At 42.5% G+C, this 16,058-nt stretch carries 13 protein-coding genes; 3 read left to right on the forward strand and 10 right to left on the reverse strand.

The features are described 5' to 3' along the window. The first annotated feature begins 13 nt into the window (after positions 1–13). Positions 14–3,325 (forward strand): tandem-95 repeat protein, encoded by a 3,312-nt coding sequence (locus tag L3V33_RS23210; RefSeq protein ID WP_346730224.1) that lies wholly within the window; start codon positions 14–16, stop codon positions 3,323–3,325. Positions 3,326–3,877: 552 nt separating this feature from the next. Here L3V33_RS23210 and L3V33_RS11290 read toward each other — a convergent pair. Together L3V33_RS11290 and L3V33_RS11295 are read right to left on the reverse strand one after the other, a co-directional pair. Further along, a complete protein-coding gene (locus L3V33_RS11290; protein ID WP_017074243.1) occupies positions 3,878–5,071 on the reverse strand; it encodes a class I SAM-dependent methyltransferase in 1,194 nt (397 codons plus the stop codon). Between the two features lie 166 nt (positions 5,072–5,237). Beyond that, positions 5,238–6,641, reverse strand: a complete 1,404-nt coding sequence (locus L3V33_RS11295; RefSeq protein ID WP_237290401.1) for a methyl-accepting chemotaxis protein — start codon at positions 6,639–6,641, stop codon at positions 5,238–5,240. Between the two features lie 88 nt (positions 6,642–6,729). Between L3V33_RS11295 and yccX the strand changes: the two genes are divergently transcribed. Then, on the forward strand, positions 6,730–7,017 hold the full coding sequence (gene yccX, locus L3V33_RS11300) for an acylphosphatase (protein ID WP_171308305.1): 288 nt from the start codon (positions 6,730–6,732) through the stop codon (positions 7,015–7,017). Between the two features lie 58 nt (positions 7,018–7,075). On the opposite strand, the gene L3V33_RS11305 is transcribed toward yccX, so the two are convergent. The 6 genes from L3V33_RS11305 to L3V33_RS11330 all read right to left on the reverse strand — a co-directional run bounded on the left by L3V33_RS11305 (position 7,076) and on the right by L3V33_RS11330 (position 12,713). Then, positions 7,076–7,405 (reverse strand): TusE/DsrC/DsvC family sulfur relay protein, encoded by a 330-nt coding sequence (locus L3V33_RS11305; protein ID WP_237290402.1) that lies wholly within the window; start codon positions 7,403–7,405, stop codon positions 7,076–7,078. Between the two features lie 155 nt (positions 7,406–7,560). Further along, complete coding sequence (locus L3V33_RS11310) at positions 7,561–8,226, reverse strand: Bax inhibitor-1/YccA family protein (protein ID WP_016767698.1); 666 nt, start codon at positions 8,224–8,226, stop codon at positions 7,561–7,563. Positions 8,227–8,521: 295 nt separating this feature from the next. After that, the gene (locus L3V33_RS11315) at positions 8,522–9,286 is read right to left on the reverse strand and encodes an amino acid ABC transporter ATP-binding protein (RefSeq protein ID WP_004733637.1); all 765 of its coding nucleotides are present in this window, start codon (positions 9,284–9,286) and stop codon (positions 8,522–8,524) included. A 22-nt stretch (positions 9,287–9,308) separates the two neighbouring features. Continuing rightward, positions 9,309–10,406, reverse strand: coding sequence for an amino acid ABC transporter permease (locus tag L3V33_RS11320; protein ID WP_004733636.1), 1,098 nt, complete (start codon positions 10,404–10,406; stop codon positions 9,309–9,311). Position 10,407: 1 nt separating this feature from the next. Continuing rightward, positions 10,408–11,613 carry an amino acid ABC transporter permease gene (locus L3V33_RS11325; protein ID WP_054547706.1) on the reverse strand — a complete coding sequence of 402 codons (1,206 nt, stop codon included), beginning with the start codon at positions 11,611–11,613 and terminating at the stop codon, positions 10,408–10,410. A gap of 71 nt (positions 11,614–11,684) precedes the next feature. Further along, positions 11,685–12,713 (reverse strand): amino acid ABC transporter substrate-binding protein, encoded by a 1,029-nt coding sequence (locus tag L3V33_RS11330; protein WP_004733634.1) that lies wholly within the window; start codon positions 12,711–12,713, stop codon positions 11,685–11,687. Positions 12,714–13,194: 481 nt separating this feature from the next. Between L3V33_RS11330 and L3V33_RS11335 the strand changes: the two genes are divergently transcribed. Next, positions 13,195–14,136 (forward strand): bifunctional precorrin-2 dehydrogenase/sirohydrochlorin ferrochelatase, encoded by a 942-nt coding sequence (locus tag L3V33_RS11335; RefSeq protein ID WP_017082223.1) that lies wholly within the window; start codon positions 13,195–13,197, stop codon positions 14,134–14,136. A gap of 184 nt (positions 14,137–14,320) precedes the next feature. Here L3V33_RS11335 and L3V33_RS11340 read toward each other — a convergent pair whose 3' ends face one another. Together L3V33_RS11340 and L3V33_RS11345 are read right to left on the reverse strand one after the other, a co-directional pair. Beyond that, positions 14,321–14,803 carry a YajQ family cyclic di-GMP-binding protein gene (locus L3V33_RS11340; protein WP_114633587.1) on the reverse strand — a complete coding sequence of 161 codons (483 nt, stop codon included), beginning with the start codon at positions 14,801–14,803 and terminating at the stop codon, positions 14,321–14,323. Positions 14,804–14,815: 12 nt separating this feature from the next. After that, complete coding sequence (locus L3V33_RS11345) at positions 14,816–15,874, reverse strand: 3-deoxy-7-phosphoheptulonate synthase (protein WP_017077204.1); 1,059 nt, start codon at positions 15,872–15,874, stop codon at positions 14,816–14,818. Positions 15,875–16,058: the final 184 nt, after the last annotated feature.

Below are 16,058 nucleotides of genomic sequence, written 5' to 3' on the forward strand. Positions count from 1 at the left end.
CTGGACGGTGAATGTGGCGGGTGAAGACCTGGCTGCGGACACAGCGTTCGATGTGAACGTGGCGTCTACGGACGGCGCGGGCAACCCAGTGACCAGCACCGGTTCTTCAACGCATACGGTCGATGTTTTAGGTCCGACAGTGATAATCACAGCAGCGGACACCTATCTATCGGCAGGCGAAGCAACAACCATCACGTTCCAGTTCAGCGAATCGGTAGAAGGTTTCGCGGCAGAAGACATCACGGTAGCCGGCGGTACGCTGAGCGGGCTAACGCAAGTCAATGGCGACACCTGGACAGCGACATTCACGCAAAGTGGTAACGAGACCCCGATCGTGAGCGTGAGCGATGAAAGCTACACCGACGTGGCGGGCAACCTAGGTGCGGAAAGCACGCTGAGCATGTTGATTTCGCCGAGCGCCAACGACGATACATACACACATACTCAAGGTTTATCAGGCGCTTATTACGGACACAATAGTCAAGTGAGCAGTGTAGCGGTTGCCCTTTCAGTGATTAACGCTGGTGATCCAGATGTCACTTTTACAGCAACGGATCTTGATTACTCCTTGAGCGTGACGAGTGGAGTCGATGATGATACGCAATTAAGAGACTTCTTAGGTGACGACGCGGATAGTATTTCTGGCAATGTTCCTAACGGAACAACCGATGGGGTGTTCAATTTAACTGGGGCAATTTATTTAGATGAAGGGGAATTTGCGCTTAAGGTGAATGCTGACGACGGTTATTCAATCGTAATTGATAGAGTTGTCGTTGCTGAAGTGAACCGTAACCAATCACCAACAGAACGAATTCATGATGTTTTTGAAATTACTGATGCTGGTTATCACACCATAGAAATTGTTTATTGGGACCAAGGCGGTAACGCTGTACTTGATATTGACATTGGCCAGTATGATGAAGACGGTAATCTGATTGGTGCGTTTACTCCATTGTTGGACGCTCCTACATTAAATGATGAGTTAAGTACCGTAGAAGATGTCGCGCTAATAATTGATCCAGAAACACTATTAGGTAATGACACAGATCCTGATGGCGATGTGTTAAGCATTATTAGTGTACAAGATGAAAATAATGGAAGAGCGTCTATTGACCCTATAACGGGTAAAATCATTTTTGAGCCAGCAGAGAACTATAGCGGAGAGGCTACATTTACTTATACAGTTTCTGATAATAATGGTGGGTCAAGCACAGCAAAAGTAACTGTCTTTGTTAGTAAAGTTAATGATGCGCCAGCTCTCGATTCGGATACAAGCTTTGTAAAAGAAGAGCAGAGCGCTACAGGCAATGTCTTGACTAATGATTATGATCAAGACGATATACTCACAGTTGATAGTTTCCGTGTCGATGGTCAAATTTCGATGGCTGGCAATGCTTTGACACTGAGTGGGATTGGTTCAATTGTGATTGAATCTAATGGTGATTATGTATTTACTCCAATATCTCATTGGAGTGGGGATGTGCCAGCTATTGAGTACACGACGAATACTGGTGCTAGTGCTAGCCTTAATATCAAAGTTGAGGCTGTAGCTGATATTCCAACGATTGAACCGCTGGAAGAAAGTAAAGTTGTTTTCGATTCAGGGTTTGAAACAGGAGTCAATGGTCAAGGGTTTTATAGTCAAGTTGGAGCTTGGAAGCCTGCCTCGGGGGCTGAATCGATTGAAGTTTGGGTTAATGGGTCTCAAATGCTGACTGGTAATGGTCGTTATATCACGGTTAATGCATCGGAAGGGCAGAATATTGTTGAACTAAACAGCTCTGAAAATTTTGCTAATGCTAGTGGTATACAAACAAATCTTGATACAACTTCAGGAAAACTGTACACGATTACGCTTGATGTCGCACCTAGACCCGGCTATGGAGCTTCGGTTAATTCGTTTGATGTTGTTGTTGATGGTATTGTTGTGGGAACTTGGAGTGCTTCAGGCATAGGTGATAATTCACTAAATTGGAATGAAGTTCAGTTTAGTTTTATGGGATCTGATGATATTACCAATATTCAACTGATTGAGTCTGGGGTAGATAATAGACAAGGCCGTGGCGTTCTTATTGATGATATTAAAATAGTAGAACACGATGGAGTTCAAGCTGGAAATTCCGACCCACAAACTCATATTGAACTTGTCGAGTATATTAATGGTTCATTAGTTGATATTGACGGTTCTGAGTCGTTAAGTTATGAAATTGGTAATATTCCTCTACGTGGTTATATCTATGTCGGAGGGGTACTTCTTACACCAATTGATGGTAAGATCACACTTACTACTGAGCAATTACAAGTCGCTAAACTTGCATTTGATAAGGCGATGATAGGCTCTTTTTCATTGACAGTTTCTTCGATTGCGCTTGAAGCCTCTAACGATAGTTCAGCTAAATCAGTACCGGCAGTTATTGATTTTGTAATTGCTAAAGAAGGTGTTAACACTTCCCCTATTACCTCTGATAGTGATCTTATTTTGACCGGTGATTTTAATGATCAGATCACATCGGGTTGGGTGCAGTCGCCAGGCTTAACGCCTGTTCGTTATGATATTGGTGATGCTAATATTATTGATAGTCAAGCGGGTAATGACCATGTTGCTTCTGGTAATGGTAATGACACAATAATGCTTGGCGAGAGTCATACCCCTGGTTTTGATGAAACCCCATCAGCTTATCAAGCTGCTATTGTTGAGAAAAATCAGTTTGCAGCTGGTTCAGATGCCTCAAAACTGAATGAACACGACCTCGACTCATTTGTTAGTGGCTATAGCCCTTCTGCGCATGTCGATGCAGCTCATGCTGGCGATGGTAGTGATAGTGTTTATGGTCAAGAAGGTATCGACTTAATTTATGGTGGTAATGGTGATGATTATTTAGATGGTGGTATTGGCGATGATGTTTTGAGAGGCGGTGTTGGTAGCGATACATTAGTTGGCGGTTCGGGTAATGATATTCTTATTGGCGGAACGGGTAATGATATTCTTACTGGCGGAGAAGGTGATGACATCTTCAAATGGGTTGATGACTCATTAGATAACCAAGAAGATGTGATTACTGACTTTAATCGTGATAGTGATAATATCGATTTGTCCGAGCTTGTGTCTGATACCGGAAGTTCTGACATGAATGATTTACTGTCAAAGATTGATGTTTCAATTGATGGGGAAGATCTTACCTTAACAATCCCATTTGGCTCTGAAAATCAAACCATTGTGCTTGATCATGCTGCAACTCAGTTCAATGAGTTTACAGAACAACCTGATGGACACTATTCTCAATCTGACATGTTAGCAATTTTGAATATACTTCAAGTGGACTAATTTAAAGTATTAGAAAAAGAGCCGAAAGGCCCTTTTTTAAGTTTCATCGCGGCTTTCCGGGGAAAGCCGCTTCTTTCGTCATGAAGAGGTAGTTGTTCTATATAGCTTTTGAGGCGCTTCGTTATACGAGCAGAAGGCTCCAACCAAGATAGAGATTCTGTTTTTATACCGCAGTCACAACACTTAATTCTTCGTGTTTGAACGGAAAGTTCAACAGGAACACCGATCAACATAGCTTCTTTTTCATGGCGCCATTGATATTCATGGATAGCTTCGGCTCCAAGGCCACAAAGGTATTTAGCCTCAGAGTTAGGTTTAAAAATCAGGTTAATCAGTGATGATGTCTGATGAGACTTTACTATTTGAAAGCCTTCTCAGAATGAAGATAGGAAAGTATGATTCAGCATGAAAACGGTAGTTTGTGTATGATTTTTGTTTGGCGACTAAACCATATCACTTACTACCGTTTTTGTTATTAGTTCCCGTGAATCCGCGATGAACCTTTTTATTACGTCTATTTGGCTATGAAAACTAGACTCTAAAGCACTAAAATTAAAGCACCTTACATGCAAAACCTTTCAGGTAGAAACCTTCTGGGTAAGCTGTATCAATTAAGTGATCGGCAGCTTGCTCGAAGCGCTCTACAAACTTAACCGTTCGACCTGCATCTAGAGCGGCATCAGCAATGATTTTTTGGAATAAGTCAGCACCCATTAAACCTGAACAAGAGTAGGTGAGTAGGGTTCCACCTGGTTTAAGGATTTGCATCGCTAGCATGTTAACGTCTTTATAGCCGTTAGCACCAGAAGTTAGGTTGTTTTTGCTTGAAACGAACTTTGGTGGATCCATGATCACTACGTCAAACTTAGTGCCCTGGTCACGGTATTCGCGAAGTAGTTTGAATACGTCAGCGTTTAGGAATACAGCACGCTTTTTCGAGATATCAAACTCATTCAGTTCAGCGTTGAACTTAGCTGTATCAAGAGCCAACTGCGATACGTCTGCGTTGATCACACGCTTCGCGTCGCCTTTAAGCGCGTAAAGGCCAAAACCGCCAGTGTATGAAAAACAGTTGAGGACATCTTTGCCTTTAACGTACTTCATAGACTCTTTGCGGCTATCACGTTGGTCCATGTAGAAGCCAGTTTTATGGCCTTCCATGATGTTCACGCTGATCTTCACGCCGTTTTCTTCAATGACTACTGACTTAGGTGGCTCTTCACCGTGAAGTACACCAACAACCTGTTCTAAGCCCTCTTTTTTACGAACTGCTACGTCAGAGCGTTCGTAAATATTACACTCAGGGAAGCACTCAACTAACGCTTCAACGATAATGCTCTTGTTGAACTCTGCGCCAGCGCTCAGTAGTTGGCAAACTAAGAAGTCTTGGTATTTGTCGATAGTAATACCTGGCAGGCCGTCAGATTCAGCCGCCGTTAATCGGTATCCCGTTAGGCCGTCACGTTCGATGATATCTTCACGTAGTGATTGTGCGTCTTTAAATCTTTTGATGAAAAACGCTTTATTGATTTCTTCCTTTTCAAACGTCCAAACACGAGCGCGAATTTGAGATTCTGGTGAGTAAGCTGCTTTTGCGAGCCATTGACCATTTTGAGTATATACGTCTACAGTTTCACCTGATTGTGGCTCGCCTTCGACTTTATCGATACCGCGTGAAAATACCCAAGGGTGTTTGCGGCGTAGTGATTTGTCACGGCCTTTAGCTAGATGAATTGAAGGAGTCATAATTTACTCTGTTTGTTGAATTTGAAGGAGGGGTATTGTCGGGGAAGTCCAGTTGAAAAGCAAATAGGAAAGGGCTGCAGAAGCAGCCCTAATAACGTTTTTTAATGAATAAGCTGTCATTGGGTAAGACAGCTATGATTAATACCTCAGCGGTCAGATATCAGTATTAAGCCTTTAAGCCTGTCAGCAATTCTTCCATTGTGTCGCTCTGCTTACGCAGTTGATCAACATTGGAATTGCTCTTGCTGATCATTTCACAGATGTTATCTGATTGATGACGAATCTCTTCAACACTTTGTGCAATGTTGTCAGCAACAACACCTTGCTCTTCAGCAGCAGTAGCAATTTGAGTGCTGCTATCAGAAATAGATTGGTTCTTTTCAGCTAACGATCCAATCTCAACGTTTACTTCCGACATCAATGTTTGACCTTCGTTAGCATTGCTAACAGTCACTTCCATCAATTTTGTCAGTGATTGGCTGTTACGTTGTAATGATTCGATCATGCTCTGGATTTCAACCGTTGCTTGTTGAGTACGGCCGGCAAGGGCACGGACTTCATCGGCAACAACAGCAAATCCACGACCTTGCTCGCCAGCACGTGCAGCCTCAATGGCAGCATTCAGGGCTAATAGGTTAGTTTGTTCAGAGATGCCATTGATGGTTGCGACCACTTCATCAATTTGCGCTGCGTTAGCATCAAGCTCTTCTACCGCTTGCGAAGCTGATTGAATTTCTTGAGATAGGCTTGAGATAGATTCTAATGTATTTGAAACTTTTACTTGGCCACTCTGTGCAACACCGCGAGCGTCCATAGTTTGAGAGCTAGACTCATGAGCAAGGGTAGCGACTTCACGAATCGTAGCTGCCATTTGTTCCGTTGCACTTGCTAAACTATTCAGGTGTTCTTGTTGGTTACCCGAGATGTCTGAGCTCTGTTGTGTCGACTGGTTTAAGTCAGAACTGATCTGCTGCATGAGTGCGACAGACTCTTGGATTGATAGAACCATGTTTTGTTCACGTTCTGCTACTTTATCAATAGTAATTGCGATTTCACTGAACTCATCACGAACAAGGAAGTAGTTCATACGACAGGTGAGATCACCACTCGCTAGCGTGCTTAACGCTTTGTTCATAGAGAACATTGCGCCGCCGATGAAAGTCATGATGTAGTAAACACCTAGCGCGATCAGCGTTAGGGTTACTGCGATAATTGAAACCTGAGTCGTAGATAGAGCTGACCATAAGTTTTGGTCATGGTTCGCAACCAAGCTGAATGCACCGTTCATAACTGAGACGGAACCAACACCATAGCCTAAAGAGATGGTTTCAGAATTACTGACAAGTTGAGCAACTTGATCTTTCGTCAGTTGACCCGCTTCGATAAGTCCTTTCATCAAGAGCATTTCTTCTTGATAAAGATGAGCAAGTAAAGAATCTGCGGCGCTATCTAAAACAAGAGTTAATATAACCAGGGCGAGAAGAGGTAATAAGAAGAGTAGATAGAACTTTTCTTGGATTTTTAGGTGAATGAGATATTTGTCAATCCAACGAAATGGGATTTCTTTCATAATCGTTATACTCGAAGTAAGTCCACCAATAAGCGGTGAATGAATAGAGTCGCAACTATATCATTCATACAATTTATGAGGCAACGTTATGGAAAGTTCACAATATATTTTTGTCGTATCAGGCGTAGTTCAGTGTGTTGGTTTTCGCTATCACACCAGTAGGCAGGCACAAGCTCTGGGCATTTCAGGCTATGCAAAGAACCTAAATGATGGCCGAGTTGAAGTGTTAGCTGTCGGAAAGGGTAAGGAAATAGAGAAGTTCCACGCATGGCTCAATATTGGCCCTTCGAGTGCGACAGTAGACCAAGTAGTGATGCATCGAGTTAAAGAAAGTGAGCGACAGGATGTACGTATAGATGAGTTTAAAATACTGTAGCTAGCGCACTACAGTATTTGCCTTTTTACCTTGAGAGTAACCTAAAGTTGTTTAAGCGTTATAAGCATTTTGCTGGTTTAGGTAAACCTGCGAGCTTGGTTGCTTGTTTAGCGGGGCCTTTCTTGAACAATTTGAATAGGTACTTACTGTTACCTTTCTCTGGGCCGTGCGCTTTTTCCATCGCTTTAACGAGCATACGAACAGCCGGAGAGGTTTTGAATTCTTCGTAAAAGCTTCTTACAAAATGTACCACTTCTAAGTGCGCATCAGTCAGTTCAATCGCCTCGTCTTGAGCAAGAATCTCAATCATATCTTCTTCCCATTGTGTGTAGTCCAATAGGTAGCCTTGAGCGTCGGTTTCAATTTGTTTGCCATTATATTCAAACATGTTTAGTCCAGAATCAGTTTAACTCAGTAAATAGGGTACATGACCACGTTTGCCTTTCTCAAGAAATATCGTCGTTATCTCTAGGAAGATTGCAACTATAGATACAAAAAAGCCCAAGAGACAGGCTCTTGGGCTCAAATTTGAACGAACTATGATTAGTCGTTGCTGTTCATAATACCTAAGATGCTTAGTAGGCTGATGAAAATGTTGTAGATAGAAACATACAAGCTAATCGTTGCTGAGATGTAGTTTGTTTCACCGCCGCGGATGATGCTTTGCGTTGTTAGCAAAATAACACCAGTCGAGAATAGGATGAACATACCGCTCATCGCTAAAGACAGTAGAGGCATTTGTAGGAAGATGTTTGCAACCATCCCTACTAGCAGAACAACAAAACCAGCCATTAGCATACCGTTAAGGAATGAAAGGTCACGTTTAGTCGTCAGTGCGTAAGCTGATGCACCCATAAATGCTAATGCTGTACCACCAAGTGCAGTAAGGATGACATCACCCATACCTGCGCCAACGTACATGTTTAAGATTGGACCAATGGTGTAGCCTAAGAAACCTGTAAATAGGAATGTGAAGACTAGACCCATGCTGTTGTCACGGTTCTTTTCTGTTAGGAACAGTAGGCCGTAGAAACCAACTAGCATAATGATAAGACCAGGGCGAGGAAGGTTCATCGCCATAGATACGCCTGCTACTACAGCAGACCAAAGTAGTGTCATAGACAGTAGTGCGTAGGTGTTACGCAACACTTTATTGGTTTGCAGAGCACTTTCTTGAGATGCTGTGCGTGAAAACATAGGGCTGTTCATAATCTTCCTCGTAAGGTGACTTCAATAGTTATTAGTACATTTATGGGGCTGAAAGTTCGAAAAATCAAGTCTTTCATTCCTTTTGTATACCTAAAATAATAATCAAAATAGTCGGTTAAGTGTTTCTTAAGGTGTAACAAAGTGTTTCTAATGACGTATAAAGTGTCGCTAATACTCGATGTTCAAACTTTTATAGTTACTGGTTAATGATTTATAACCTTTGAAAAACTAACTATAACCTTGAAAAATAAAGAGGCGACCTAAGCCGCCTCTATAGTTTATGCATCATAACACATTAATGGTGCAAGATTTGGCTCAAGAAGTTCTGCGTTCTGTCCGATTGTGGGTTTTCAAAGAAGTCGACAGGGTTGTTCTCTTCTATGATTTCACCTGCATCCATAAAGATAACGCGGTCGGCAACTTCTTTAGCAAAACCCATCTCGTGCGTTACACACAACATCGTCATGCCTTCTTCGGCAAGCTCAACCATAACGTCTAGTACTTCACGAACCATTTCCGGGTCGAGTGCCGATGTTGGTTCATCAAACAACATGACTTGCGGGTTCATACATAAAGAACGAGCAATTGCTACTCGTTGTTGTTGACCACCAGACAGTTGGCCTGGGAATTTATCGGCTTGCTCTGGTATTTTTACACGCTCGAGGAATTTCATCGCGATGGCTTCAGCTTCCTCTTTCGGCATCTTCTTCACCCAGATTGGTGCTAGGGTGCAGTTTTCCAATACCGTTAGGTGAGGGAACAAGTTGAAATGCTGGAAACACATACCCACATCGCGGCGCACGGCTTCAATGTTTTTCAGGTCTTCCGTCAGCTCATTACCGGATACAAAGATATGACCTTTTTGGTGCTCTTCTAACCGGTTGATACAGCGAATCATCGTGGATTTACCTGAACCGGAAGGGCCACAAATTACAATTTTCTCACCTTTTCTAACTTCCAAATTGATGTTTTTAAGAACGTGGAACTCACCGTACCACTTGTTCATGTCTTTTAACTCGATCATAAGACCTTGAGAGTTGTTTTCTGTTTGCTGCGTCATAATACGTCCTTGATCTTGTTAATTATCGTTTGTGACCGGTGTGAAGTCTGTTTTCTAGCCAAATCGAGTATCTCGACATGCCAAAACAAAACACCCAGAACACTAACGCGACAAATACATAACTTTCTGTGGAGAAACCAAGCCATTCAGGATCGGTATTCGCGGCTTGGCCAATTCCCAATACATCAAACATACCGATAATTAAAACCAGACTGGTATCTTTGAACAAACCAATAAAGGTATTCACAATTGAAGGAATTGTGATTTTAAGAGCTTGAGGTAGAATGATAAGCCCTGTTTTTTTCCAGTAGCTCAACCCTAAAGCATCAGCGGCTTCGTATTGACCTTTTGGTATTGCTTGTAAACCACCGCGGATTACCTCTGCCATATAAGCAGCACTAAATAGTACTACCCCAACCAACGCTCTGATCAGTTTATCGGTTTCCATCCCTTCAGATAAAAAGAGTGGAAGCATTACCGAGGCCATAAACAGAACCGTAATCAGCGGTACACCACGCCAAATTTCGATGTAAACGGTACACATACTGCGGATGATCGGCATCTCTGAACGACGCCCAAGTGCCAATGCAACGCCAATAGGAAGTGACACTACAATACCAACAAGTGCTATGATCAGCGTAACCAGTAGACCGCCCCATTTATGGGTATCAACAACCTCTAGTCCAAATACACCACCGTATAATAAGCCAGCAATGATAAACGGGTAGATGTTTACGAAGAACAACCAAATCCACGTGCGCTTAGGTGTTTTTTCGTAAGCTAACAAAACGACAAAAATAGCTAACGTTGCGTAGAAAAGGCGAGGGCGCCACAGTTCAGCTTCTGGATAAAAGCCGTACATGAATTGGTCCCAACGAACACTAATGAAAACCCAACAAGCACCGTCGCTAGTACAGGCATCGCGTGTTGTTCCAATCCAATCAGCATTAATGAATGCCCAATCTGCTATTGCCCACAATAAAGTGAAAGCAAAATAACCAAGGACCACAGTGACGACACTGTTAATTGGTCCATTAAATAGATTTTTTCTTAACCAACCGACAGGTCCAACAGTATTCGCTGGAGGCGGAAGATCAGGTTGAAATTGATGTGTACTCATCTTATCTCTCCACCAACGCTACTTTGCGGTTGTATATGTTCATTAGAGCGGATGTTAATAGGCTTAGAGTCAGGTAGACGCCCATTGTCATCGCGATTACTTCGATAGCTTGTCCAGTTTGGTTCAATGTTGTTCCTGCAAATACAGACACAAGATCGGGATAACCAATGGCCATCGCAAGTGATGAGTTTTTGGTCAGATTCAAATACTGACTGGTTAATGGTGGAATGATGATTCTTAATGCTTGTGGAATAATCACCAACTTGAGGGTTCGTGTTCTAGGGAGACCTAGAGACATCGCAGCCTCTGTTTGCCCATGGTTTACCGCGTTAATACCTGAACGCACAATCTCGGCGATGAACGCTGCAGTGTAGATACTTAAAGCAAGCATCAACGCAGCCAGTTCAGGGATGATGCTAATACCGCCTTTGAAGTTAAACCCTTTCAAAACAGGGTACTCCGCAGAGATAGGCATGCCCATAACAAAGTAAGTTACCAATGGTAAGCCCACAATCAGTGCCGCAGCAATTCGCAACATTGGTGTTTGTTGGCCGGTTAGCTTTTGCTTGTTATTAGCCCATATGTTGATAACAAAAGTAGCGATGACACCCGTAATCAATGATGCGATCACAATACTACTGCCTTGCTCTAACACTGGTGCAGGGAAGTACAAACCACGTACGTTCAAGAAAATGGCTTCACCAAGGCTCATACTTTGACGAGCAGAAGGTAAGGCTTGTAGAACGGCGAAATACCAGAAAAAGATTTGCAACAGAAGAGGGATGTTTCGGAATATCTCAATATAAATAGCTGCAAATCGGCTAACTAACCAATTTGAAGAGAGCCTTGCAATACCCATACTAAAGCCCAGTACCGTGGCTAACATGATGCCGAGTACAGAAACCAAAGCGGTATTGAGAAGACCAATAAAGAAGGTACGACCGTATGAGAATGTTTCGTCGTATTCAATCAGTGTTAAGCCGATACCAAAACCAGCTTCTTGGGATAAAAAATCAAAACCAGTGGCGATACCACGGGAATCTAAGTTAGTGAGTGCATTATTTACAATCGTGTAAAAGAAAGCACAAAGCGCCCCGACGGCGATAATTTGGAAAACAATTGAGCGAAAAGTGGGGTTGTAAAACAGGTTGGCACTTTTGGGCTGTGGCTTTGCCTGAGCTGGAGAAATAGTTTCATTAGGTTTCATACTGCTATAACCTCAAATCCATTTAATAAATAGGGCGGAAAAGTCCGCCCTAATTGATGCTTGTAAATTTATTAACGGATTGGTGGAGCGTACATAAAGCCGCCCGCATTCCATAGTGCGTTTACGCCACGAGAGATCTGTAGTGGTGAACCTGTACCAACAGTACGTTCGAAGCTCTCACCGTAGTTACCAACTTGTTTAATGACTTGGTAACCCCAATCGTCACGAATACCAAGGCCTTTGCCTTTAGGACCGTCAACACCAAGAATACGTTTGATGTTTGGATCTTTTGACTTAAGCATTTCGTCAGCATTCTTAGACGAGATACCGTACTCTTCCGCGTTAATCATTGCTGAAAGTGTCCATTTAGCAACGTTGAACCACTTGTCATCATCTTGACGAACAACAGGGCCTAATGGCTCTTTAGAGATGATTTCAGGAAGTACCTGTGCAGATTTAGGATCAGCTAAGTTTAGGCGAAGTGCGTATAGACCAGATTGGTCAGTCGTTAGCACATCACAACGACCCGCGTCGAAACCTTTAGATGTTTGTGCTGCCGTATCGAATACCACTGGCTTGTAAGACATGCCACTGTTTCGGAAGTAATCGGCTAGGTTAAGTTCAGTTGTTGTACCTGATTGAACACATACAGAAGCGCCATCAAGTTCTTGAGCACTTGTAAGACCTAGTTCTTTCTTAACCATGAAGCCTTGACCGTCGTAGTAGTTAACGCCTACGAAGTTCAGACCTAGAGCAGTGTCACGATGTAGTGTCCATGTTGTGTTACGAGATAGTACGTCGATTTCGCCAGATTGAAGCGCGGTAAAACGTTCTTTAGCAGTAAGAGGTACATACTTAACTTTAGTTTTGTCACCGAGTACAGCCGCTGCAAGAGCTTGACAATACTCAACATCAATTCCTTCCCATTCACCTTTTGAGTTAGGGTTAGAGAACCCTGGAAGACCGGTACTTACACCACAAGTTAGAAAACCTTGAGATGTGACTTTGTCCAGAGTGCTTTCTGCCGCTGATGCTGATGTTGCCATCATCGCAGTTGATGCAGCTACTACTGAAGCAAGAAGTGTTAGTTTATTTGTCATTTGTATCCTTCCTTGTTAACCAGGTGACACCTGATACTCGTGCTCATTTGAGTTTTTCTATATGTGTTGCGTTTTCTATGACCTTGTTACTCAAATCAAACTGGTTGCATTTTGCAAATGAAACTGTGTGCGATTTAAACAACTATTTATAAGGTTAGGAAAGGATCCGTACTTTCACAAATGTATAATTTAAAAAGAATTTTGAATGAAATCACAAATCCGAACACAATTAGAATGACCAAATGTTAACTTAATGTAAATAGTGCAGCGCTTCACACTGTTGGTGCAACGAGATTTAGATTTTTATATTGACAATTGACTAGGTTAATATTCTGAATCAATGTCACAATGATGAAACATTAAACTTCAGAAAGATTGAAATTTGGTGAATAAATATTTTTATTGCACTTGGATAGTTATTAATATGCTCCAAATTTGGTAGCATGGCTGAATAGTTATTGAAGTCAACTCAAGGAAGAACATGCGTTATTTCCCAATGTTTTTAGATGTAGAAAATAAGCCGATCTTAGTGGTAGGTGGGGGTGAGGTTGCTTGCCGAAAAGTCGATAGCTTGTTAAGAGCTGGGGCGGATGTCACGTTAGTGTCCCCAAAGGTAGAGCCTTACTTAAAGCAGCTTGTCGATGATAATAAATTACATTGGATTCAAAATTTTTACTCTTCACAACTTATCTCGAAAAACTACTTACAAGTGTGGGCAACAACAGACAACCCAAACCTAAATCATCAAGTACATAATGATGCAAAAAAAATGGGTATTCTTGTCAATGTGGTCGATGACTTACCCTATTGTGACTTCATCACTCCCTCAATGATAAATCGCGGAAGAATCCAAATTGCGATCTCAAGTGGGGGCGCATCACCTGTTTTGGTGAGAAATATTAGAGAAAAACTCGAAACGGTATTGCCACAAAACATAGGTTTGATTGCGGACTTTGGTGCATCAAAACGCAATTCGATTAAGGAGTCCTTTCCTACTGTTGATGAACGCCGTAAATTCTGGGAACGCTTTTTGTCATCCAGTTTTATCAATCAAGTGACGGATAGGGAGCAACTTGAATCGTATTATCAACAGTCGCTGACTGAGCAAGTTGATAGTGAAGGTCAGGTAACTTGGATCGAATTTGAGCAAGACGTTGAGTTATTGCCTATGAAGGCCCTACGTTTGATGCAAGAAGCAGAGTTAGTGCTTTCACCGAGCGATTGTCCATTTGAATTTGTTGACCTGTGCCGCCGAGACGCAGAAAGAGAAGGTTATGCTGACAGTGGAGAGCTGTCGACCAAGCTTGAGCAAGCGAGGGCCGAGAAATTGCGAGTGTGTGTCTTTATTCCACCAGCGAGTGTTGAGTTCAATTTACTGGCCGGCAAAGACCTTAAACTGTCTGTTGCCAAAGTGCTCAGTTGAGTTGATAGATTTTAGTTGAAGTGAGCACTTTCTAGTTGTTTGAAATCGGCTAGAGACGCTGAATAAGACGACCCGATAAATAAAAAGCCACTTCCCAAAGAAGTGGCTTTTTGCTATTTCGAACACGACGACATTGTGCTGATGAATGAGCAACCCAAAGTAAGCGGTCGCTCAAACTCAAAAATTAGTCGCGGAAGTTGTCAAACTGGAAAGGTTGACCAAGTTCACCGCTGCGAACTAGAGCCATAACAGCTTGTAGGTCATCACGCTTCTTACCGGTTACACGAACTTTGTCGCCTTGGATAGAAGCTTGAACCTTAACTTTGTTGTCTTTGATTAGCTTAACGATTTTCTTAGCGACATCCGTTTCGATACCTTGCTTAAAGATAACCGTTTGGTGCCAAGTGCGACCTGTTTGGTCTGCCGATTTCGCTTCCATCGCGTTAGGATCAACATTACGCTTTGTCAGGTTGCTACGAAGGATATCGCGCATTTGCTTCAGTTGAAAATCGTCTTGAGCAGTCAATTTTACTGATTCATCTTTGTAATCAAAGCTTGCTTCAACGCCGCGAAAATCGAAACGAGTCGACAGTTCACGGTTTGCGTTGTCTACCGCGTTACGCAGTTCTACTGCTTCTACTTCAGAGATAATGTCAAATGATGGCATTGTGTTGTTTCCTTAAGCTAAGTTTCTATCTTTAATTGCTGTTGCAAGCATATCTAGCATTGTTGCAGTATCTTCCCAGCTTAGGCATGGGTCAGTAATAGACTTGCCGTATTCTAGGTTGTTGATATCTGTCATTGGCTGGTTACCTTCAACAATGAAGCTTTCTGCCATGATGCCTGCAATTTGATTCTTGTTAGATTTGATTTGCTCACAAATGTCTTGTGCAACTTCTAACTGTTTACGGTGCTGTTTCTGACAGTTAGCGTGGCTAAAGTCTACAACCAAACGTTGAGGTAGATCGAATTCAGCCAGTTGCTTACATGCGTTATCTACAGATTCAGCATCAAAGTTAGGGCCTTTATCACCACCACGTAGAATTACGTGACCGTATGGGTTGCCAGAAGTACGGTAAACCGTCATACGGCCGTTCTTATCTGGAGAGTAGAAGTAGTGTGATGCATGCGCAGCACGAATCGCATCAATAGCAATTTTGATGTTGCCGTTAGTTGCGTTCTTGAAACCAACTGGGCAAGACAGTGCAGAAGCCATTTCACGGTGAATCTGAGATTCAGTCGTACGAGCGCCAATTGCGCCCCAAGTGATAAGGTCTGCAATGTACTGACCGGTGATCATATCAAGGAATTCAGTCGCGGTAGCTAGGCCAAGCTTATTGATATCTAGTAGAAGTTTACGAGCTTTGTTCAAGCCTGTTTCAAGTGCATATGACCCATCAAGGTTAGGATCGGTAATCAAACCCTTCCAACCTACAACAGTACGAGGTTTCTCGAAGTAGGTTCTCATTACAACGAACAGTTCATCTTTGTACTGGTCTTGAATCTGACTTAGACGCTCAGCGTAATCAAGTGCCGCTTCTGTATCGTGAACAGAGCAAGGGCCTACGATAACTAATAGGCGGTTATCACGACCTGTTAGAATATCTTCGATTTGGCGGCGAGAATTTTTAATGCGCTCAGCAACGTCGTCAGTAATAGGATGTGCATTGCCTAGTTCGGCAGGAGTTGGCATAGGACCCAGAGCTTGGGTTCTCAACTCATCAGTTTTTAATGGCATGTGATGGCTTTTTTATTCTATTGCGAAGTGGTTAAGATAACGGAATTGAACAGAGGAATAAACTCTCTTAAGTCAAAGTTATCTCTGTTATTGCTAATATTCTTATTTTTATCAGCAGGCCAGCGTCAAATAAGGGATTTTCACTTGTATTAACAGGCAGCTATCGGTATTTTCGTTTGAACAC

The sequence above is a fragment of the Vibrio sp. A2-1 genome (genome assembly GCF_021728355.1).
Lineage (GTDB): Bacteria > Pseudomonadota > Gammaproteobacteria > Enterobacterales > Vibrionaceae > Vibrio > Vibrio splendidus_K.

Coding starts and splice junctions, on each gene's coding strand:
- L3V33_RS11330 (WP_004733634.1), bottom strand. CDS start 12,713: ATGACAAATAAACTAACACTTCTTGCTTCAGTAGTAGCTGCATCAACT.
- L3V33_RS11345 (WP_017077204.1), bottom strand. CDS start 15,874: ATGCCATTAAAAACTGATGAGTTGAGAACCCAAGCTCTGGGTCCTATG.
- L3V33_RS11295 (WP_237290401.1), bottom strand. CDS start 6,641: ATGAAAGAAATCCCATTTCGTTGGATTGACAAATATCTCATTCACCTA.
- L3V33_RS11310 (WP_016767698.1), bottom strand. CDS start 8,226: ATGAACAGCCCTATGTTTTCACGCACAGCATCTCAAGAAAGTGCTCTG.
- L3V33_RS11325 (WP_054547706.1), bottom strand. CDS start 11,613: ATGAAACCTAATGAAACTATTTCTCCAGCTCAGGCAAAGCCACAGCCC.
- L3V33_RS11320 (WP_004733636.1), bottom strand. CDS start 10,406: ATGAGTACACATCAATTTCAACCTGATCTTCCGCCTCCAGCGAATACT.
- L3V33_RS11305 (WP_237290402.1), bottom strand. CDS start 7,405: ATGTTTGAATATAATGGCAAACAAATTGAAACCGACGCTCAAGGCTAC.
- yccX (WP_171308305.1), top strand. CDS start 6,730: ATGGAAAGTTCACAATATATTTTTGTCGTATCAGGCGTAGTTCAGTGT.
- L3V33_RS11290 (WP_017074243.1), bottom strand. CDS start 5,071: ATGACTCCTTCAATTCATCTAGCTAAAGGCCGTGACAAATCACTACGC.
- L3V33_RS11335 (WP_017082223.1), top strand. CDS start 13,195: ATGCGTTATTTCCCAATGTTTTTAGATGTAGAAAATAAGCCGATCTTA.
- L3V33_RS11340 (WP_114633587.1), bottom strand. CDS start 14,803: ATGCCATCATTTGACATTATCTCTGAAGTAGAAGCAGTAGAACTGCGT.
- L3V33_RS11315 (WP_004733637.1), bottom strand. CDS start 9,286: ATGACGCAGCAAACAGAAAACAACTCTCAAGGTCTTATGATCGAGTTA.